The organism is Streptomyces sp. HUAS ZL42 (assembly GCF_040782645.1).
Taxonomy (GTDB): domain Bacteria; phylum Actinomycetota; class Actinomycetes; order Streptomycetales; family Streptomycetaceae; genus Streptomyces.
In genome coordinates, this window is record NZ_CP160403.1 from 3,707,633 (window position 1) to 3,728,669 (window position 21,037).

Below are 21,037 nucleotides of genomic sequence, written 5' to 3' on the forward strand. Positions count from 1 at the left end.
GGTTCTCCCTAGCGCAGCCGGGGCTGGATCTTGTCGATGAAGATGGTCTGCTTCTGCTCCGCCGTCAGATGGCAGGCGGACGCGCGACCCTCGCCCAGCGGCGGCCGTACGTCCGTGCACAGCGTCCCCGAGACCTGGTCCCGGAAGGCACAGCGCGGGTGGAACGGGCAGCCGGACGGTGGGTTGAGCAGCGACGGCGGGGCGCCGGGGATCGGCTCCAGCGTCTCGTTGATGTCGCTGTCCAGGCGCGGCATGGAGCTCAGCAGACCCCAGGTGTAGGGGTGCTTGGGGGTGCGCAGCACCTCCTTGACGGAGCCGCGCTCCACGGCCCGGCCCGCGTACATCACCAGCAGGTCGTCGGCCATGTTGGAGATGACGCCCAGGTCGTGGGTGATGAAGATGATCGCGGAGCCGAACTCCTGCTGGAGGTCCTTGAGCAGGTCCAGGATCTGCGCCTGCACGGTCACGTCGAGCGCGGTGGTCGGCTCGTCGGCGATCAGCAGGTCGGGGTCGCACATCAGCGCCATGGCGATCATCGCGCGCTGGCGCATACCGCCGGAGAACTGGTGCGGGTAGTCGTCGAAGCGCACCTTGGGCTGCGGGATGCCGACCTTCTCCAGCATCTGGATCGCCCGGTCCTTCGCCTCCTTCTTGGAGGCGCCCCGGTGCTTCATGAAGGGCTCGGACAGCTGCCGGCCGACCGTGTAGAAGGGCGACAGGGCCGTCAGCGGGTCCTGGAAGATCATCGCCATCTTGTTGCCGCGGAGCTGCTCCAGCTCCTTCTCGGTGGCGGTGACGAGTTCCTTGCCGTCGAGGACGATCTCGCCGTCGATGGTGGTGGTGCGGGGGTTGTGCAGGCCCAGGACCGTCAGGTTGGTGACGGACTTCCCGGAGCCGGATTCGCCGACGATGCCCAGGGTCTTGCCGCGCTCGACGTCGAAGGAGAGGCCGTCGACCGCCTTGACGATGCCGTCCTCGGTGGAGAACCGCACCTTCAGGTCGCGCACCGACAGGAAGCTCTCCGGCCCGCTCGGGACCGGTGCGTCCTCGGTCTTGGTCAGTGTGGTCACGGTGGTTCGTTCTTCCTAGGAGAGCCGGACGCGCGGGTCGATGTAGGCGTACGCGATGTCGGTGAGGATGTTGAAGAGCAGGATGAAGAAGGCACCGAACAGCATGACGCCCATGGTCAGCGGGAGGTCCTTGGTGACCGCGCCGTTCACGGCGAGGCGGCCGATCCCCTGGAGGGAGAAGGTGATCTCGGTGACGACCGCACCGCCGAGCATGCCACTGATGTCCATGCCGAGAACGGTGACGATCGGGATGAGCGAGCCGCGCCAGGCGTAGCGGAAGAACACGTACTTGCGCCCCATGCCCTTGGCCCGGGCGGTGCGCACGTGCTCCTCGGCGAGTTGCTCGATCATCGAGGAGCGCGCCATACGCGTGTACTGGGCGGTGAAGATGGTGGCCATCACGAGGACGGGCATCAGCATGCCGATGAACCAGCCGGCCGGATCCTCGGTGATCGGCACGTACTTGGGGTTCTCCATGATGCCCGAGCTGTAGACGAAGATCAGCAGCACGATCGGGCCGAGGAAGTAGATCTGGAACGAGCTGAGGACCATCGACCCGCCCGTGGCGACCTTGTCCAGGAGTGATCCGCGTCGGTAGGCGGCGAGCATGCCCGTGCCGACACCGACGATGAGGAAGACGATCGCACCGCCGACGGTGAGCGTCAGGGTGGTCGGGAAGCGGTCCATGATGGTGTCCCAGACCATGTCGCCCGAGAAGAACGACACCCCGAGGCACGGGGCGTCACAGTGCCCCTGCGGGAAGTCACGGCCCGTCACGATGCCGGACATGAAGTCCCAGAACTGCTGGGCGATGGGCAGGTTGAGCCCCAGCGCCTCCCGGATGTCCGCCAGTCTCTGTGGAGAGCAGTCCTTGCCGCAGGCCAGGGAGGCGTAGTCGGAGGGCGCAGCGACGAACAGGAAGAACGTGGCGGCGCCGATGAGGAACAGGGTGACGAGGGCACCGACTGTGCGCCGGATGATGAACTGAAGCATGGCGGGGAGGCTGCTCTCTGCGGAGACGGTGGGAGGTTTCACGGAGGTGCGGGGGTGCGCTCCGCCTGGTGCACACCCCCGCGATCAGCCGTAGAGAGTTACGACTTCAGGTACAGCTGGGTGACGTCGATGTAGCTCGAGACGGAGCTGTACTTGGCGCCACCGATGTTCGAACCGAAGAGCTGCAGCTGCTTCGTGTACCACAGCGGAGCCGCCGGGATGACGTTCTCCAGCAGGTAGTGCTGTGCTTCCTTCCAGGTGGCGGCGGCCTCGGTGGGCTGCTGGGTCAGGGCCTTCTTGATGAGGGCGTCGACCTTGGCGTCCTTGACGTGCGAGTAGTTCGAGGCACCGTCGGCAACCTGGGTGCCGTCGTAGATCGGCGTGATGACCGTGCCCGCGGACGGCCAGTCCTGACCCCAGCCCGTGATGTAGATGTCGTACGGGTTGGCGAGCTTGCCGATCTGCTCGTAGTAGCTCGCGGAGTCGACCTCCTTGGCGACGACCTTGAAGCCGACCTTGGTCAGCGCGTCCTCGATGGCGACCTTGCGCTTCTGACCCGCCTCACTGTTGCTGTAGGCGAAGACGAGGGTCTTCTCGGCCTCGGGGAGGGCCTTGACGAGCTCCGTGGCCTTGGCGACGTTGCCCTGCGGCGTCTTCAGACGGCCCCACGGGTCGTAGCTCGCCTCGTAGCCGGGCAGGGTCGGGGCGAAGTAGTTCGGGGCGACGTCGCCACCGTACGCGCCACCCTCACCGGCGATCAGCGACTTGGAGTTGACCGCGTAGGTGACGGCCTCGCGGACCTTCTTGTCCTTGACGCGGTCCAGGTTGAAGGTCAGCTGCATGACGTAGGGCTGGTAACCCTTGATCGTGCGCTTGCTGACCGCGGCGTTGCCGACGACGTCCTGGATCTGCGTGGACTCGACGCTGCCGGTGAACTGAATGGCGTTCTTGTCCTCACCCTGGTCGGCGATCAGACGCTTGGTCTGGGTCGACTCGGTGATGCCGAACTGGAAGTTGAAGCCGTCGAGGTACTGGTGGCGCACGGAGTCGGTCTTCGGGTCCCAGTTCGTGTTCTTGGTGAGCACGAGGGACTTGTCGGCCTTGTACGACGCGATCTTGTACGGGCCCGTGGCGACGGGGGCCTTGTCGTACTTCTCCTTCGTGTCACCCTTGGCCGGGACGATCGCGTAGCCGGCCATGGCCAGCGTCTGCGGCAGGTCCGGACGCGCGGTGTCGAAGTGGAAGACGACCGTCTTCTCGTCCGGGGTGTCCAGGACCGTGGCCGGCAGGTGCTTGCCGTCGAAGCCGCCGTTCGGCAGGGCCTTGCGGTATTCGGCACCGCTCAGCCAGGTCTGCAGGTAGGTCGGGCCGTCGAAGATGAACTTCGCGTACAGGCGCTCGACGCTGTGCCGGACGTCGGCGGACGTGATGGCGTTGCCGTTGGCGTCCTTGATGCCGTCCTTCAGGGTGAAGGTCCAGGTTTTGCCGTCGTCGGAGGACTTGCCCGAGTCGGTGGCGAGGTCGCCCACGACCGAGACGTTGCCCTTGTCGTCCTCCTTGAACTGGGTCAGACGGCGGAAGAGCAGGTTGGCGACCTGGCCGGCGTCGGAGACGTAGATCTGGCCCGGGTCGAGGTGGGACAGGCCCGCCTCCTGGTAGACCTGAATCGTGCCGCCGGCCTTGGCGCCGGGCACCTCCGCGGCGGGCCCGGTGGAGCCGGCCGCGTCGGCGTAGGTGACCGCCTTCGACTGGACGGCGGCCTCCTTCTGGTCCTTCTTGGAGTCCGTGCCGGACTTGCCGCCCTTGTTCTCGGAGCAGCCGGTGAGCGCGAGGGAGCCGGCCGCTATGGCGACCACGATGGCGCGAGCTCTGCGCGAAGTGAACGACGACTTCATGTTGGCGAATGCACCTACCTGTCGGTTGTTATCCATGAGTACTGCCTGACGCGGCTGGTAGGCCGACGCGGGGGCGGCAGTCACCCCCCACCAATGGACGATCTACCGCCCGGACTTGGGGTCGAAGGCGTCCCGGACCGAGTCTCCGAGGAGGTTGAAGGCCAGGACGAAGATCACCAGCGCCACACCCGGGAAGAAGATGAACGCCGGGTCCTGCTCGGTGTACCTGGCACCGGCGGCGAACAGGCGTCCCCAGTCGGGAGTCGGCTCGACGAAGCCGACGCCCGCGAACGAGAGGAAGGCGATGGTGAGGATGGTGCTGGGCAGTTGGTACGTGAACTGCACCAGGATCGGCGTCACCACGTTCGGCAGGATCTCCTTGCGGACGATCCGCCAGGGCGAGGCGCCGGAGACCTTGGCGGCCTCGACGAACTCCCGCTCACGCAGGGACAGCACGGTGGAACGGACCAGTCGGGCCATGCCCATCCAGCCCAGCACCCACAGCACGATCAGCATCGCCAGCGCCCGGAAGTAGGTGGGCGTCTCCTCCCGCGGGTCCACGAAGAACGCCGTGACCACGGGCATGAAGGCGATGAAGAACAGCTGCTGCGGGAAGGCGAGGAAGAAGTCCGTGATCCGGCCCAGCCAGTAGTCCGTACGGCCGCCGAAGTAGCCGCCGACCAGGCCGATGATCACGCCCGTGGTCATGAGCAGGACGGTCACGCCGAGCGCCATGAACAGCGAGGTGCGCATGCCGTACACCAGCATGGCGAACAGGTCGCGGCCGAACTGCGGCTCCACACCGAACCAGTGGTCACCGGAGATACCACCGAACCAGCCCAGCGGCAGCCCGAAGTCGTCCAGCACGGGCGTGTCCGCGTACGTCGGGTCCTGGCCGTACAGGGTGTACGGATCGGTCCCGCTCAGCTTGGTCAGCAGCGGCGCGGCGAGGGCGACGACGAAGTACAAAATCACTACCCACGCGCAGATGACACCGGTACGGTCACGCTTGAAGCGCTGCCACATCAACTGGCCGGGAGAACGACCCTCAAGCTTCGTCTCGCCCTTGACGGGCTCGGGCTTCGACTCGAGCTCGGGGTCCAAGGCGATCGACGGCCCGGAGCCTTCAGCCTTGGCTGGACTGGTCATGTGTGTTCTGCCCCCGGGGGGTTGGAGAGTTGAGCGCAGCACAGATACCGGCAGGTTCTGTGGTTTGGGGGAACTTTCGCCAAAGGGTTCAACGCGCGTCAAGGGCGGAAGACATAGGGATCTCCCTACCGTCCATATTTTGAGGAAAAATTGCAAAGATTGACATCTGCGCGCGCTTGACAGGCCTGACGATGAACCGTCAAATCGGACATACGGGAACGGATTTCCGTTCACATGTCCGAAACACGAAAGTTGGAGAACCGATATCCGAACGCCCGCTCCTTGAGCGCGGACAGGTGCCTCACAGGGAGACCTCTACCCCTTCAGCCACGACAAAAGCCCGGCCCTCCTGAGAAGGAGGGCCGGGTTGCTGTGAAGGGCCGTCAGCTGTGCTTGGCGCGACTCGCAGCGCGCGCACGGTCACGCTGGTCGAGGACGACCTTGCGGATGCGGACCGCCTCCGGCGTGACCTCGACGCACTCGTCGTCGCGGCAGAACTCCAGCGACTGCTCGAGCGAGAGCCTGCGCGGCGGCACGATGGACTCCGCGACATCGGCCGTCGACGACCGCATGTTGGTGAGCTTCTTCTCCTTGGTGATGTTGACGTCCATGTCGTCGGAGCGGGAGTTCTCGCCGACGATCATGCCCTCGTACACCTCGGTGCCCGGCTCGACGAAGAGCACGCCGCGCTCCTGAAGGTTCGTCATCGCGAAGGCGGTGACGGCACCGGAGCGGTCGGCGACGAGCGAGCCGTTGTTACGGGTCTGGAGCGCACCGAACCAGGGCTCGTGGCCCTCGTGGATGGAGTGCCCGATACCCGTACCGCGCGTCTGGGTCAGGAACTCGGTCCGGAACCCGATGAGTCCGCGCGAGGGGACCACGAACTCCATCCGCACCCACCCGGAACCGTGGTTGGACATGTTGTCCATACGGCCCTTGCGGACGCCCATGAGCTGCGTGACGGCACCCATGTGCTCCTCGGGCACGTCGACCGTCATCCGCTCGACCGGCTCGTACACCTTGCCGTCGACGTCCTTGGTGACGACCTGGGGCTTACCGACGGTCAGCTCATAGCCCTCGCGGCGCATCTGCTCGACCAGGATGGCCAGCGCCAGCTCACCACGGCCCTGCACCTCCCAGGCGTCGGGACGCTCGGTCTCCAGCACGCGGAGGCTGACGTTGCCGATCAGCTCGCGGTCGAGCCGGTCCTTGACCTGGCGGGCGGTGACCTTGCGGTCCTTGACGGCCGCCTTCGCGTCGGCGCCCTTTCCGGAGCCGCCGCGGCCGACCATCGGGGAGGTGTTCGTACCGATGACCATGGAGATCGCGGGCTCGTCGACCGTGATCAGCGGCAGCGGGAGGGGGTTCTCGGGGTCCGCGAGCGTCTCGCCGATCATGATGTCGGGGATACCGGCGACGGCACAGATGTCACCGGGGCCCGCCTTCTCGGCCGGCCCCCGGGTGAGCGCCTCGGTCATCATCAGCTCGGAGATGCGCACGTTGGCGACCGACCCGTCACGCTTCAGCCACGCGACGGTCTGCCCCTTCTTCAGCTCGCCCTGGTGGACGCGGAGCAGCGCGATACGGCCGAGGAAGTTGTCGGCGTCCAGGTTGGTGACGTGGGCCTGGAGCGGGGCGTCCTCGTCGTAGGTGGGGGCCGGGATGTGCTCCAGGATGGTGGAGAAGAACGGCTCCAGGCTGGTGGAGTCGGTGGGGACGGTCCCGTCCGCCGGCTTGGTCAGGGAGGCGATGCCGTCCCGGCCGCACGCGTAGACGATGGGGAACTCGATCTGCTCCTCGTCGGCGTCGAGGTCGAGGAAGAGGTCGTAGGTCTCGTTCACGACCTCGTCGATCCGGGCGTCGGGCCGGTCCGTCTTGTTGATGCAGAGGATGATCGGCAGCCGGGCCTGCAGCGCCTTGCGCAGCACGAACCGGGTCTGCGGCAGCGGGCCCTCGGAGGCGTCGACGAGGAGCACCACGCCATCCACCATCGACAGACCACGCTCGACCTCGCCGCCGAAGTCGGCGTGGCCGGGGGTGTCGATGATGTTGATGGTGATCGGGTCCCCGCCGTCTTTCGGGTGGTATTTCACCGCGGTGTTCTTGGCGAGGATCGTGATGCCCTTCTCACGCTCCAGGTCGTTCGAGTCCATCATGCGGTCGTCGACAGAGTCGAGCTGATGGGCGGCGAAGGCACCGGCCTGCTTCAGCATTCCGTCGACGATGGTCGTCTTGCCGTGGTCGACGTGGGCGACGATGGCGACGTTGCGGATGTCGTGGCGCGTGGCCATGGTGTGGCGTACTCCCGGAGTGTGTGGACGGCCCTGGTGCGTACGTCTGTGTTACGCGGACCCTGCCGGGCTTGACATGCCACGGCCTCACCCCATGGTACGGGGCCGCGGCAGCGGGAGCTCGCCGGGATACGTCGGTGCAGGTGGGGCGTGCTACAGGGGTGCCCGGCACCGCGGCTGGGGCACGCTCTCCCCGCACCCGGCGCTGCGACCGGCGCAGACTGTGTCGCGCACCCCGGCACCAGCGGGGTGCCGCCCTCGCCCACCCGCGCCGCCCCAGACGGCACGACTGCCCGCAGACGGACGGGATGCCTATGCGGCGCGCCCCGCGAAGGACGGAATGGCTGAGCAACGCGCCCGCGATGGACGGAATGGCTGTGCAACGCACGCCCGTGGCGTCCCGCCGACGCCGGGTGGTGTAGCCATGCGGGCTGCACTGATCCGGATGGCTTGTGGTCGGCAGACAGGGCCGAGTCTCGGGGCCGCTGAGGGAGCTGGTCAGGGACAGCCCGCTTTGCCCGGAGGGGCGTGATGCCCGCTCCGCCCGCGAGCAGCAGGACCTTGCCGCGCCCCGGCGCCCCGGTGCCGGGCCGATCATCGCCGTGACCTGCGACACCGCGAGGCTGCCCGGCTACACGACTCGGCGCGACGCCATCCCCGCGAGGGACGGGATGGCTGTGCAGCGCGCGCCCGGGCATGGACGGGGTGATCGGGCGGCGCGCGCCTGCGGGTGGATGCAGTGGCTGAGCGGTGCGTGTCCGTGGGTGGGAGGTGTGACTTGCCGTCGACAGGCTGTAGCCGCCGACGGCGGCTCGCCCCCACCGGCGAGGCCCACCACTCAACCGACTGGAAACGGGTGGCGCGTGGGTGGGCGAGAAGCCGCTAAGACGCCGTAGGCGACGGCTGCGCCCCCTGCTTCAGGAAGCCCATGTCCTCGTACACCGGCGTCTCGAAACCGAACGCCCCCGCGTTGACCACGTCCTTCCTCGCCGCCGTCAGCTGAGGCCGCTGGTACAGCGGAATCGACCCGGCCGCAGCCCAGATGCGCGCGTCGGCCTTCCGGATCAGCGCCCGCGACTCGTCCTCGTCCAGCGTCGCGATCGCCTGGTCGAACAGCTGGTCGACCTGGTCCGTGCCGACGCGCGTGTAGTTCTGCTCCACACTCAGCGACCCGTCCGCCGCCGGCACCGGCTTCGCGTAGATGGGCCGGGCGTCCGTCGCGGGGAACGCCGACGCGGGCCACGAGTACAACGCGAGGTCGTACTGACCGGACGCGATGTGGTCCTTGAAGTAGCTCTCGTCGGAGACCTTCGTGATCTCCGTGAGGATGCCGACCTTCCCCAGCATGGCGCTGATCCGGTCGGCCACGGTGCGCAGCGTCTCGGAACCGTCCCCCGACGGAAGCACGAACCGCAACCGGAGCGGCTTGCCGTCCTTCGCCAGCGGCCTGGCCGCCGCGCCGGCCGGAGCGGCGGTGCCCTTCGGGGCGTACGCGCCGGGCGCACCCCCTTGACGATCCTTGGGGGCCTGCTTCTGCTCCCGGTCCGCCTCGCCCAGACCCCTGTGCGGGGCCTTGTCGTCCTCACCGACGATGTACGTGCCGTCGTCCCCGCCCTCGGCCTCGTCCGGCTGGTCCTTCTTCCCCTTCGCCCCGGCCGCCTTCTCGCCCTTCCCGGGCTCCTCCTCGACCGGACCGCCGGGCACCCACCCGGCGTCCGCGAGCAGCGCCTGCGCCTCCTTGGTGTCCTGCCCGCCGAGCGCCCCGCTGTTGTCGGCGTAGGCGGCCTGCCCGGACAGGGCGAGGTGGCTGCCGAGGGGAACGGCGGGCAGCCCCAGCGGCCTGAGGACCAGCTTCACCAGCTCCCTGCGGTCGAGGGCGCGCGCCACGGCCCGGCGGACCCGCTCGTCGGCGAGCGGACCGTCGGCCCCGTTGAGGGCGAGCTGGGTATAGGCCGGCTCGAACGACTTGCGGACCTCGAAGCCACGCAGCCCCTTGGCGCCGGCCCGACCGGCAGCCGCCCCGCCCGCGCCCGGACTGCCGGCCACGGCACTCCCGGCCACCGGACTCCCCGCACCGGGTCCGGCCGACGGACCCGCGGCCCCGGCAATGGTCCGGGCGTCCGCGGGGGCGATCTCGGCCAGATCGACCGTCCCCGCGGCCAGCGCGGCCGCACGCTTCTCGCGCGGCACGGCCTTCAGCACGATCTCGGAGAGCTTGGCTCGCTGCCCCCACCAGCGCGGATTCCGGGTGAGCCGGACCTGGTCGCTCTTGGCGTCGACCTTCTTCACCGCGAACGGCCCGGCGGTCACCTTCAGCTTGCGCCGCGCCCCGTCGTTGAAGGAGTCCGGCGTGCCCATGACGTCCTTCGGGTAGAGCGGTGAGAACAGCGAGCGCCAGTCGGTGTAGGCGCGGCTGAAGGTGACCCGGACCTCCAGGTCGTTGTCGCCGCGCTCGATCTTCTCGATGCGGTCGTAGCCGGCGTTGCGGGCGGTCCAGTAGGCGCTGTCCTTGCCGGACAGGGCGCGCCACTGCGCGGCGAAGTCGGCGGCGCCGATCTCGCGGCCGTCGCTCCAGACGGCCTGCTGGTCGAGCTTGTACAGGACGACCTGTTTGGGCTCGGTCTCGACGACCTTGGCGGACTCCAGGTAGTCGGGGTTGCGCTGCGGCCGGCCGTACTCGTCCATCCGGTACATCGACGGCAGGACGGCCTGCGCGATGCGGGTGGTGGTCGCGTCGGCGTCCGCCTGGAAGGTGTTCAGCGTCTCGGGTACGGCGTCGACGGCCCAGCGCAGGGTGCCGCCGTCGGCGACGAGGGCGCGGGCCGCGGGCGCGATGTCCTGGCCGGCCAGCGGCCTGCTCGTGTCGTCCTCGGAGGAGCCGCAGCCCGCGAGCGTGAGCACCGCGAGCGCCCCCGCGGTGAGGAAGACGACCGAGCGCACGACCGCGCGCGGTCCGACGCCGACGTGGGACATCTGGGGTACCTCCGGGGAGCGGCTCCCGCCGGTGACGCAGGTGCGTTCTGATCACATTTGGCGGTATTTTGGAGTTGATCAGATCTACGGCCCCACTGAAGAGGAAAGGGTTCGCCGGTCGACGGCGACACGGCGGCGGGGACAGCGAAGCTCACCCGTGCGGAGTAACGCGCGCCCCCGGCGCACACAGAGCGCGTGCGGGCGTGCAATGGAGGCATGCAATCCGCCAATCGCTGCACATGCCTTCACAGCGGCAGGTGTGACGCGCAACACTCGCAGGCGCATGAACGTTGCCACCCAGGGCCGAAGGGCCCGCGGAAGCGAGGTCACGTCATGTCCGTGCACGACGACCTGACGACGGTCCAGCGCTGCCTCGACGACCTGTACCGGTCAGTGGGCCGCCTGGAGAAGCAGCTCGGCACCAGCGGCGGGCTCGAGATGCGCCGCGTCCGCCACGACACCGACCACCTGCGCGAAAGCATCGCGCTGCTGCGGGAGGCGGCCTCGAGCGGTGCCGCGCCTCGCAAGCCCGAACTCGTCACCATCCCCGACACCCCGTACGACGGCACCCTGTGGACGGACTCGGACGACGAGGGTCTCGGCGCCCGCGACCGGCACGCCCCCTGACCCCGACCGGAGCTCTCATTGGCCACTGGTACGGAACCACATCTGAACAGCGGCGGCGTACGGTCCCGTACGCGCGCCGCGATCGACGCCCCGCACCTGCGGACCGACCGCTGGTGGCTGGCGCCCGCCACGACGGCGGCCGGTCTGCTCGCGTTCGTCGTCTACTCGACGTGGCGGGCCTTCGCCGACACGGACTACTACGCCGCGCCGTACGTCTCGCCGTTCTACTCGCCCTGTCTGGCGGAGCGGTGCGAGACCATGCGCGGCGGCCCGAACGCCGACCTCTTCGGCAGCTGGTGGGCGATCTCCCCGGCGATCATCATCCTGATCTTCCCGCTGGGCTTCCGCCTGACCTGCTACTACTACCGCAAGGCCTACTACCGGGGCTTCTGGGCGTCCCCGCCGGCCTGCGCGGTGGCCGAGCCGCACAAGAAGTACTCCGGTGAGACCCGCTTCCCGCTCGTCCTGCAGAACATCCACCGGTACTTCTTCTACGCCGCGATCCTCGTCGCCGGTGTGCTGACCTACGACACCGTTCTCGCCTTCCGCGACGAGCACTACGAGTGGGGCCACATGGGCCTCGGCACCCTCGTCTTCCTGGTCAACATCGTGCTGATCTGGGCGTACACCCTCTCCTGTCACTCCTGCCGGCACATCGTCGGCGGCAAGCTCAAACACTTCTCGCGGCACCCCGTGCGCTACCGGACATGGCAGTTCATCGGGAAGCTGAACGCCCGGCACATGCTGCTCGCCTGGGCGTCGCTGGTGAGCGTGGCGCTCGCCGACTTCTACGTCTATCTCGTCGCGTCCGGTGTCTTCGACGATCCGCGCTTCTTCTAGATGAGTGGGGCCTTCTGATGTCCGTGGTCGACCGGCAGGAGTGGGACGTCGTCGTGGTCGGCGCCGGCGGCGCGGGGCTGCGCGCCGCGATCGAGGCGCGCGAGCGCGGCGCCCGTACGGCCGTGATCTGCAAGTCCCTGTTCGGCAAGGCGCACACGGTGATGGCCGAGGGCGGCATCGCGGCGGCGATGGCCAACGTCAACGAGCACGACAACTGGCGGGTCCACTTCCGCGACACCATGCGCGGCGGCAAGTTCCTCAACCAGTGGCGGATGGCCGAGCTGCACGCGAAGGAGGCCCCCGACCGGGTGTGGGAGCTGGAGACCTGGGGCGCGCTCTTCGACCGCACCAAGGACGGCAGAATCTCCCAGCGCAACTTCGGCGGACACGAGTACCCGCGCCTCGCGCACGTCGGTGACCGTACGGGCCTGGAGCTGATCCGCACGCTGCAGCAGAAGATCGTCTCGCTGCAGCAGGAGGACCATCGCGAGACCGGCGACTACGAGTCCCGTCTGAAGGTCTTCCAGGAGTGCACGGTCACACGGATCCTGAAGGACGGTGAACGGGTCTCCGGAGTGTTCGCCTACGAGCGGGAGTCGGGCCGTTTCTTCGTCCTGGAAGCGCCCGCCGTGGTGATCGCGACCGGCGGCATCGGCAAGTCCTTCAAGGTCACGTCGAACTCGTGGGAGTACACGGGCGACGGCCACGCCCTGGCCCTGCTCGCCGGGGCTCCCCTGCTGAACATGGAGTTCGTGCAGTTCCACCCGACGGGCATGGTCTGGCCGCCGTCGGTGAAGGGCATCCTCGTCACGGAGTCCGTGCGCGGCGACGGCGGAGTGCTCAGGAACTCCGACGGCAAGCGGTTCATGTTCGACTACATCCCGGACGTCTTCAAGGAGAAGTACGCCGAGTCCGAGGAGGAGGGCGACCGCTGGTACGACGACCCGGACAACAACCGGCGTCCCCCCGAGCTGCTCCCCCGCGACGAGGTCGCGCGCGCCATCAACACCGAGGTGAAAGAGGGCCGCGGCTCCCCGCACGGCGGTGTCTTCCTGGACGTGTCGACGCGGATGCCCGCGGAGGTCATCAAGCGCCGGCTGCCCTCGATGTACCACCAGTTCAAGGAGCTGGCCGACGTCGACATCACGGCGGAGGCCATGGAGGTCGGGCCGACCTGTCACTACGTGATGGGCGGCATCGCGGTCGAGTCCGACACGGCGGCGGCACGCGGGGTGCCGGGCCTGTACGCGGCCGGCGAGGTCGCCGGCGGTATGCACGGCTCGAACCGCCTCGGCGGCAACTCGCTCTCCGACCTGCTGGTCTTCGGGCGGCGGGCCGGCTGGCACGCGGCCGAGTACGCGGCGGGGCTGGGCGACGGCCGCCCACCGGTGGACGACGTCCAGGTCGACACGGCGGCCGCGGAGGCCCTGCGCCCGTTCTCGGCGGAGGGACCGGCGCCGGGGGACGAGGAGGGCCGGCCGCCGGAGAACCCGTACACCCTCCACCAGGAACTCCAGCAGACCATGAACGACCTGGTCGGCATCATCCGCCGCGAGGGCGAGATGGCACAGGCTCTGAAGAAGCTGGCCGAGCTGCGGGTGAGGGCCCGGCGGGCCGGGGTGGAGGGCCACCGGCAGTTCAACCCGGGCTGGCACCTCGCCCTGGACCTGCGGAACATGCTGCTGGTCAGCGAGTGCGTGGCGCGGGCCGCACTGGAGCGCACGGAGTCGCGCGGCGGGCACACCCGCGAGGACCATCCGACGATGGAGCGCGACTGGCGCCGCATCAACCTCCTGTGCCGGCTCACCGATCCGACGGGCGGCCTCGCGGCGACCGACCCGGTGCGCGGCCAGATCGAACTCCTGCGGGAGACCACCGAACCCATCCGTGCCGACCTGCTCGCCCTCTTCGAGAAGGAGGAGCTGGTCAAGTACCTCGCCGAAGAGGAGCTGTACGAGTGAGCAGCTACGAGGCCCACTTCAAGGTGTGGCGGGGCGATGCCGGGGGCGGCGGCCTGGAGGACTTCAAGGTCGAGGTCAACGACGGCGAGGTCGTCCTCGACATCGTCCACCGCCTCCAGGCCACCCAGACGCCCGATCTGGCCGTCCGCTGGAACTGCAAGGCGGGCAAGTGCGGTTCGTGCTCGGCGGAGATCAACGGGCGGCCGCGGCTGATGTGCATGACGCGGATGTCGGTCTTCGAGCGGGACGAGACGATCACGGTCACTCCGCTGCGGGCCTTCCCGGTGGTCCGCGACCTGGTGACGGACGTCGGCTTCAACTACCAGAAGGCCAGGGAGGTACCGGCCTTCGTGCCGCCCGACGGTCTCGGGCCCGGCGAGTACCGCATGATGCAGGAGGACGTGGACCGCTCGCAGGAGTTCCGCAAGTGCATCGAGTGCTTCCTGTGCCAGGACACCTGCCATGTGGTCCGCGACCACGAGGAGAACAAGACGGCGTTCGCGGGTCCGCGCTTCCTGATGCGGGTCGCGGAACTGGACATGCACCCGCTGGACGCCGCCGCCGAGACCGGCCTGGACCGCAAACGCACCGCCCAGGACGAACACGGCCTCGGCTACTGCAACATCACCAAGTGCTGCACGGAGGTCTGCCCGGAAGGCATCAAGATCACGGACAATGCGCTGATCCCGTTGAAGGAACGGGCGGTCGACCGGAAGTACGACCCGTTGGTGTGGCTGGGGTCGAAGATCAGGAGGCGGTCGTCGTAGGGGCTGGGGTGACACGGCCCGGGCGCTGGGCGAGCAACTGCACGTACAGGCCCACGATCCACACCACCCAGCTCGCGAGTATCACGGCACCGAACACGCTCGACGGACCGTGGGACCGGCCGAGGAACAGGCACCCGGACATGCCGACGGTGGCCACCAGCGAGCCGTACCCCCACAGCTTCGGCCGCAGGATCCGGCGCCGGCCCCACGGCGGCACCCAGCCGACCGTGATCCCCGCGAGTCCCATGGCCACCCCCGCCACCACGGTCAGGACGGCCGCCGCCACCACGATCCAGTGCATGCCGCTCATCGTCCCATGAGCTTCAGGGCGCTGACCAGGTTGTACTCCGCGATCGCCCGCATCGGCCCCGGCTCCGGGAAGTCGCCGTCGAGGAGCCGGAGCGGGCCGGCCACGAGGTTGAGGTGCATGGCCAGGCGGTAGAGGCGCAGGCGGTGTTCGTCGAGGCCGGGGGCGCGCAGGGCGTCGTAGTGCGGGCCGAAGCGCAGTCGCAGGAACACGTGCTCCCACTCGGCGTCGAAGTACATGAGGCCTTCGATGTCGATCAGGGCCGGTTCGCCGTCCGCGTCGACCAGGACGTGGTCCGGGCCGAGTTCGCCGTGGATGAGCGTGTGGTGGCTGCGGGGGCGGACCCCGGCCGCCAGGGTGTGGAGCGCTTCCTCCAGGCACGTGCGGGCGGCGGCGATCCGCGCGTCCCGTACGGCCGTGTCCGCGATGTCGCGCAGGGCGCGGTCGAGGACGAGCTGCTCGCAGGAAGTGCCGTGCGGGACACCTCCGTTGTCGACGAGGGCGACCTTGCCGAAGGCGGGCCCCCGGCAGGCGCGCATCGTCTCGAGCGCCTCCGCCAGTCGTTTCAGGGTCGGGGCCGCCGTCCGCGGGTCACGGCTCAGGGCCTCCTCCAGGCTGCCGCCGGCGATGTCCTCGACGACGGCGGCGTCGGCCGGGAGGTGGTGGCCGGAGCCGTCCGCGAGGTACAGGCGGGGCGTGCGGACGCCGAGGGCCGACAGGCGGTCGTACGACGCCGTGAACAGGTCGAGTCCTGAGGCGGGCGAGAACGGGTCCTGGACGCCGGCTTCCGGCTGGTCCCAGTAGTCCTCGTCCGGGGACCAGACGTACGTGATCGCCGTGGTGCCGTCGTCGAAGGTGAGCCGGTAGGCGCCCTTCTTGCTGCCGCCGCGCAGGCGGGTGACGGCGGTCAGGATGCGGTCCGGGCCGAGGGCGGCGCGGGCGAGGGGAGCGAGTCCGGTGGCGGTGAGGTGCTCTCGGCTGCGTGTCACCGGACCCAGTCTTCCCCGTTCGTCCCGGCCCCACGTGTCCCGGTGCGGGTCACTCCCGGTCGCGCGCCCGCATTCACGGCCATACGCTCCCAAATGTGACGTCATCCTTGATCCGGGGCCGGCCGCGGCGTGTGGTGTCGCACATATCCCTGCGGGTCGCCCATGTACTGGTGGGCGCTGCGCTCGCGGTCGTGTGGCTGGTGTTGCCGGGGATGGCGACGAGTCCCGGCGCTCCGGTTGCGATCACGCCCGACCGGTCCGTCGCGAGCGGCGCCGCGCCCGAGGAGGACGAGACGTCCACCGCCGATCTCGTACTGCCGCTCGTCGCCGGATTCACGGCCGGGGCGCTCGCCGGATACGCGTACGTGCGGCGCGTACGGCGGGCGCGCGGTCGGACCACTCCCGGTGGGGGCGCCGCCGCACCGGCGCCCGGCGTGCCGGCCGATCTGCACGACCTCGACGAGCGCTCCCTCACACTGCTCGTCGACGCCGACGACAGCGTGCGCACCAGCCGTGAGGAACTCGGCTTCGCACAGGCCCGGTTCGGGGCGGCGGACATGGAGGAGTACGGGCGGGCCGTGCGGGAGGCACAAGCCGAGTTGTCGGCGGCCTTCCGGATGCGGCAGCGGTACGACGAGGGGGTGCCGGAGGACGTGACGGCCCGGCGGCACGCGCTCACCGGGATCGCCGGGCGGTGCGAGGAGGCGGGGCGGCGGCTGGACGCCGAGGTCGCAGGGTTCGACGGGCTGCGAGGGCTCGAGGAGGCCGCGGGGATGGAGGGGGCGCTGGAGGTGGCCGAGGTACGGTTCCGGGAGCTGGCCGGGCGTACCGGGGGCGCGGAGGCGAGCCTTGCCGGCATCGGCGAGCGGTACTCGGTCTCCGCGGGCGCCGACGTCGCGGCGTGCGTCGAACAGGCCAAGGACCGGCTGGTGTTCGCCACCACCCGCCTCAACCAGGCCCGGCAGGCCGCCGACAGGGGCGAGTACGGGCGGGCGGCCGGTCATCTGCGCGCGGCGGAGGGCGCCGTCGCCCAGACGGCCGTCTTCGTCGACGGCGTCCAGCGGTTCGCGGCGGAACTGGCGGAGGCCGCGGCGATGATCCCGGCCGCCCTCACCGGAGCCGAGGCGGGACTGGCGGGCGTGCGGGGGTGGCTGCGGGGGAAGGGGACGCCGCGCGTTCCGGACGTTCCGGTGGGCGAGCTGCGCGCCCGGATCCTTCATGCCGACAGCGTCCTGGCGTCCGTACGGCAGGAGTTGACCGCGCGGCAGCCGTACGACCCCCTGGACGTCCTGCGCCGGATCGTGCGGGCGACCTCGCCGCTCGCCGCGGGGCGCGCCGGAGTGCTGGCGGCCGCAGCCCTGCTCACCGCCCGCAGCGCCACCTCCGCCGCGGACGACTTCGTCGCGACGCACCGGGGTGCGGTGGGCGGCACCGCCCGCACCCGGCTGGCGGAGGCGCAGCGCCTGCTCGCGACGGGGGATCCGGCAGACCGCCCGCGCGCCGACGCACTGGCGCGGGAAGCGCGTGAACTCGCCGAACAGGACGTGCGCCTCCACGGGTATCCGTCCCCCGGAACCGGCGCCCACCTGAGCGGAGCCGCCGGAGCCGTCCTCGGCGGGATCCTCCTGACCACCGCCCCGGAGACAAATCCGCCCGCAGCCTTCGGTGGCCCCACCACCCGCACCCGCCGCGCCCCGGCGTCTCCATGAGGCGGCCGTCAGAACAGGCTCAGCAACGCCTCCGCCGGATCCGTCAGCCCGTTCTCCCCGTCCGGCAGGGGCAGTTCGAACCACACCGTCTTTCCGCGTGGGGTGCGGCGGGAGCCCCAGGCCGCGCTCAGGAGTCCGACGAGTTGGAGGCCGCGGCCGCCCTCGTCGGTGTCGCGGGCCCTGCGGCGGCGCGGCTGGACCAGGCCTGCGTCCCAGACCTCGCACACCAGCGTGCTGTCCAGGAGCAGGCGCAGTCTGATCTCGCCCTCGCCGTAGCGCAGCGCGTTCGTGACGAGTTCGCTGACCAGCAGTTCCGTCGTGTCGACCAGCGGCTCCAGGTCCCAGCTGAGCAGCTGGCCGCGGGCGTACTCGCGGGCCCGGCCCACGCTGCGCGGCTCGCGCGGCAGCGTCCAGTCGCCGACGGACTCGGCGGGCAGGCCCTGGACACGGGCCATCAGCAGCGCGATGTCGTCCTCGCCGTGGTGGGAGTCGAGAGTGTTGAGGACGCTGTCGCAGACGTCCTCCAGGGGGCGGGCCGGATCGGTGAGCGCTCCCACGAACGCCTGGAGGCCCTCGTCGAGCGGGTGGTCGCGCGATTCGACCAGTCCATCCGTGTAGAGCGCCAAGAGCGCACCTTCGGGTAGTTCGACCTCCACCTCCTCGAAGGGCTCCCCGCCGACGCCGAGCGGCATGCCCGGTGGCACGTCGAGCATCAGCGCGGCCTCGCCGGGTTCGACGAGGACCGGGGGCAGATGGCCCGCGTTGGCGAATGTGCAGCGCCGGGTCACCGAGTCGTAGACCGCGTACACGCAGGTCGCGAGGTACACCTCCGACAGGTCGGCCTCGCGGGGGCGGCGGGCCGCACGGGTCGCCTGCTGGACACCGCCGGGTGTACCGAGACCGCGGGCGATCTCGTCCAACGCGGAGAGCACCTCCGCCGGTTCGAGGTCCAGCAGGGCCAGGGTGCGGACGGCCGTGCGGAGTTCACCCATCGCGACCGCGGCACGCAGGCCGCGGCCCATCACGTCCCCCACCACCAACGCCGTGCGGTGGCCGGGGAGTTCGATGACGTCGAACCAGTCGCCGCCGACCTCGCTGGGACGGCCGGTGGAGGCGTTGCCGGGCAGGTAGCGGCAGGCGATGTCGAGGCCGGAGGCCACCGGGTCGCCCGGAGGCAGCAGCGACCGTTGCAGTATCAGCGCGCGCTCGTGCTCGCGGCGGTACAGGCGGGCGTTGTCGATGCAGACCGCGGCACGGGCCGCCAACTCCACCGCCAGGTCCCGGTCCCGGTCGCCGAACGGCTCGCTGCCCTTCGTACGGGCGAACTGCGCCAGTCCCACGACGGTGTCGTGGGCGACCATCGGCACGGCCAGCGTGGACTGGACGATGCCGCCCTCCTCGGCGGGGACGACCTGCGGGCGGGCGGTGCGCAGGGCGTCCGCGCAGGGCGAGTTGAACGGAAAGTGGTGGACGGCGCCGACCGAGACGGGCGGGCCGGCACCGATGAAGGGCGCGTCGGAGACGGCGCTGGCGAAGGCGACGCGCCGCAGTACCGCGCTGCCGTCGGCCAGGCCGGGCGGGGTCTCGTCGCCGGCCAGGAGGCCCTGGTAGAGGTCGACCGTGGCGAGGTCGCAGAAGCCGGGGACGACGACGTCGAGGAGTTCGCGGGCGGTGGTCTCCAGGTCGAGGGAGTTGCCGATGCGGGCGCCGGCCTCGTTGAGGAGGGCGAGATTGCGCCGTGCTGCGGCCGCCTCGCGGGCGGCGGCGCGGCGGGCGGTGTTGTCGATGCCGAGCCAGGCGATGCCGATGGGGCGCCCGCTGCCGCTGTTCACACGGTAGAGGTTGACGGACCAGTGCCGGCGCTCTTCGGAGCCCGGCAGGAAGCCCGTGACGTGCATGTCCGTGATGGAGTTGCCGGTCTCCAGGACGCGGCGCAGGGTCGCGGCGACCCGCTCGGCCTCGGGGCGCGGCAGGTAGTCGTGCACCCCCCGGCCGCGGTGGTCGTCGGGGGTGCCGCCGAACACGGACGCGAACCGCTGGTTGGCGCGGCGTACTCGCAGGTCGGGGTCGATCAGCAGGAAGCCGAACGGAGATTGGCCGAATATCGACTGCGAGGCGGCGAGGTCGGTCTCGATGGTGCGCAGCGTGCGCACGTCGACGACGATGCAGACGGCGGCCTTCTCGCCGCCCTCGCTCCGCGTCGGCATGACGTAGACCTCGGCGAGTCCCTCCTCGCCGCGCTCGCCGTCCACCGTGTCCGGCATCCGGAAGGGGACCACGCCGGTCCACTCCCGTCCGTCGAGGATCTCGGCCATCTTTCGCTGACCGCGCTCGCGCAGATCGGGGTCGATGAACGCCTCGATGGGGTCCATTCCGACGGCGCGTTCGGCGGGGATGCCGAAGAGTTGCTCGGCGCGCAGGCTCCACTGGTCGACGAAGCCGTCGGGGCCGATGGAGAACGACGCGACCTTGATGTAGTCGTAGATCGAGCCGGGCGGACTGCTCTGCCACATCAGGTCACCGGTCGCCTCGGCCTCACCGGCGCCGAACCCGGGCCCGGTGTCGGACGCCGGGCCTCCCGCGGCATCGGCGGAGGAACCCGCGGCCTCCTGCCTCGCGCCGCCCGACGGGTCGTCTGACTCCGTGGCCTTCGCTGGTATCTCGCTCACGCGAACCGTCCCCTCCAGCTCACCGCGTCCGGCACCGGTCACCGGAGGCGGCTGCCCGCAGTATCCAGCACTACGGTGCCGCCCGACACGGTGTTCACGATCACAGCACGGTCCAGGCGTTTTTTGGACCGTCCCGCGACAACACTTCCAGTCTTCTAACCAGGGGACACGGCATCGAATCACGCCTCTGCCCAATCACCGGCGACGTGAACCGGTCAGTCGACAGGACAGGGGCGGCCGTACAGCCCGGATCGCCTCGTGAGCTCAGTCCGGGACGGCGAGTTCGAACCACACCGTCTTGCCGGTGTCGCCGTGCCGGGTGCCCCAGCGGCGGGAGGAGGAGGCCACCAGCTGCAGGCCGCGGCCGCTCTCGTCCTCGGGGCGGGCGGCCCGGGCGCGGGGCGGGTCGGGGAGCGGGTCGGAGACCTCCACGAGCAGGACGTCGGCCAGGCCCGCGGGGCGGACCAGGCGGACGCCGATGGGGCCGGTGGCATGCCGCAGGGAGTTGGTCACCAGCTCGCTGACCAGCAGGGCCGCAAGATCGCTGAGGTTGTCGAGACCCCAGGCACCGAGGCGGCTGCGGACGGCGGCGCGGGCGGTGCGCACGGCCCCGGGCTCCGCCGGGAAGGTCCACTCGGCGCAGTCGCCTTCGGTGTCGATCACGCCGATCACTTCCCAGGCCAGCAGGTCCACCCATGTCCGGTTTCGTGGGGTTAATGGGCACATACCCGATATCCAGGTGGCAGTACCGCCGGGGAGGGCACCCTGTGGCACGAACGGCGTACGAGGCGTTGCGG

The 21,037-nt window shown here is 70.0% G+C and carries 15 protein-coding genes; 5 read left to right on the top strand and 10 right to left on the bottom strand.

From position 1 onward, the window contains the following. Positions 1 to 8: 8 nt before the first annotated feature. The 6 genes from ABZO29_RS16840 to ABZO29_RS16865 all read right to left on the bottom strand — a co-directional run bounded on the left by ABZO29_RS16840 (position 9) and on the right by ABZO29_RS16865 (position 10,371). Entirely contained in the window at positions 9 to 1,070 is a 1,062-nt protein-coding gene (locus tag ABZO29_RS16840; RefSeq protein WP_367321009.1) for an ABC transporter ATP-binding protein, read from the bottom strand. 15 nt (positions 1,071 to 1,085) lie between these two features. After that, positions 1,086 to 2,063 carry an ABC transporter permease gene (locus ABZO29_RS16845; RefSeq protein ID WP_367321010.1) on the bottom strand — a complete coding sequence of 326 codons (978 nt, stop codon included), beginning with the start codon at positions 2,061 to 2,063 and terminating at the stop codon, positions 1,086 to 1,088. 98 nt (positions 2,064 to 2,161) lie between these two features. After that, positions 2,162 to 3,958 carry an ABC transporter substrate-binding protein gene (locus ABZO29_RS16850; RefSeq protein ID WP_367326156.1) on the bottom strand — a complete coding sequence of 599 codons (1,797 nt, stop codon included), beginning with the start codon at positions 3,956 to 3,958 and terminating at the stop codon, positions 2,162 to 2,164. A gap of 102 nt (positions 3,959 to 4,060) precedes the next feature. Continuing rightward, a complete protein-coding gene (locus ABZO29_RS16855) occupies positions 4,061 to 5,107 on the bottom strand; it encodes an ABC transporter permease (protein WP_367321011.1) in 1,047 nt (348 codons plus the stop codon). 383 nt (positions 5,108 to 5,490) lie between these two features. Beyond that, on the bottom strand, positions 5,491 to 7,398 hold the full coding sequence (typA, locus tag ABZO29_RS16860) for a translational GTPase TypA (RefSeq protein ID WP_367321012.1): 1,908 nt from the start codon (positions 7,396 to 7,398) through the stop codon (positions 5,491 to 5,493). Positions 7,399 to 8,280: 882 nt separating this feature from the next. Continuing rightward, a complete protein-coding gene (locus ABZO29_RS16865; RefSeq protein WP_367321013.1) occupies positions 8,281 to 10,371 on the bottom strand; it encodes an ABC transporter family substrate-binding protein in 2,091 nt (696 codons plus the stop codon). Positions 10,372 to 10,704: 333 nt separating this feature from the next. On the opposite strand from ABZO29_RS16865, the gene ABZO29_RS16870 reads away from it, so the two are divergent. The 4 genes from ABZO29_RS16870 to ABZO29_RS16885 are packed head-to-tail and all read left to right on the top strand — an operon-like array spanning position 10,705 to position 14,566. Continuing rightward, a complete protein-coding gene (locus ABZO29_RS16870; RefSeq protein WP_367321014.1) occupies positions 10,705 to 10,998 on the top strand; it encodes a hypothetical protein in 294 nt (97 codons plus the stop codon). Between the two features lie 18 nt (positions 10,999 to 11,016). After that, positions 11,017 to 11,838: a hypothetical protein gene (locus ABZO29_RS16875; RefSeq protein WP_367321015.1), complete on the top strand. Its 822-nt coding sequence runs from the start codon at positions 11,017 to 11,019 to the stop codon at positions 11,836 to 11,838. Between the two features lie 17 nt (positions 11,839 to 11,855). Continuing rightward, positions 11,856 to 13,799, top strand: coding sequence for a fumarate reductase/succinate dehydrogenase flavoprotein subunit (locus ABZO29_RS16880; RefSeq protein ID WP_367321016.1), 1,944 nt, complete (start codon positions 11,856 to 11,858; stop codon positions 13,797 to 13,799). Continuing rightward, positions 13,796 to 14,566, top strand: a complete 771-nt coding sequence (locus ABZO29_RS16885; RefSeq protein ID WP_367321017.1) for a succinate dehydrogenase/fumarate reductase iron-sulfur subunit — start codon at positions 13,796 to 13,798, stop codon at positions 14,564 to 14,566. The genes ABZO29_RS16880 and ABZO29_RS16885 overlap by 4 nt, the downstream gene beginning before the upstream one ends. Here the strand turns inward: ABZO29_RS16885 and ABZO29_RS16890 are convergent. Together ABZO29_RS16890 and ABZO29_RS16895 are read right to left on the bottom strand one after the other, a co-directional pair. After that, a complete protein-coding gene (locus ABZO29_RS16890) occupies positions 14,547 to 14,876 on the bottom strand; it encodes a hypothetical protein (protein ID WP_367321018.1) in 330 nt (109 codons plus the stop codon). The two genes, ABZO29_RS16885 and ABZO29_RS16890, sit on opposite strands and share 20 nt — an antisense overlap. Continuing rightward, the gene (locus tag ABZO29_RS16895; RefSeq protein ID WP_367321019.1) at positions 14,873 to 15,862 is read right to left on the bottom strand and encodes a phosphotransferase family protein; all 990 of its coding nucleotides are present in this window, start codon (positions 15,860 to 15,862) and stop codon (positions 14,873 to 14,875) included. The genes ABZO29_RS16890 and ABZO29_RS16895 overlap by 4 nt, the downstream gene beginning before the upstream one ends. A gap of 95 nt (positions 15,863 to 15,957) precedes the next feature. Between ABZO29_RS16895 and ABZO29_RS16900 the strand changes: the two genes are divergently transcribed. After that, complete coding sequence (locus tag ABZO29_RS16900; RefSeq protein WP_367321020.1) at positions 15,958 to 17,571, top strand: hypothetical protein; 1,614 nt, start codon at positions 15,958 to 15,960, stop codon at positions 17,569 to 17,571. A gap of 8 nt (positions 17,572 to 17,579) precedes the next feature. On the opposite strand, the gene ABZO29_RS16905 is transcribed toward ABZO29_RS16900, so the two are convergent. Together ABZO29_RS16905 and ABZO29_RS16910 are read right to left on the bottom strand one after the other, a co-directional pair. Then, positions 17,580 to 20,240, bottom strand: a complete 2,661-nt coding sequence (locus ABZO29_RS16905; protein ID WP_367321021.1) for a SpoIIE family protein phosphatase — start codon at positions 20,238 to 20,240, stop codon at positions 17,580 to 17,582. A 264-nt stretch (positions 20,241 to 20,504) separates the two neighbouring features. Further along, the gene (locus tag ABZO29_RS16910) at positions 20,505 to 20,933 is read right to left on the bottom strand and encodes an ATP-binding protein (RefSeq protein ID WP_367321022.1); all 429 of its coding nucleotides are present in this window, start codon (positions 20,931 to 20,933) and stop codon (positions 20,505 to 20,507) included. Positions 20,934 to 21,037: the final 104 nt, after the last annotated feature.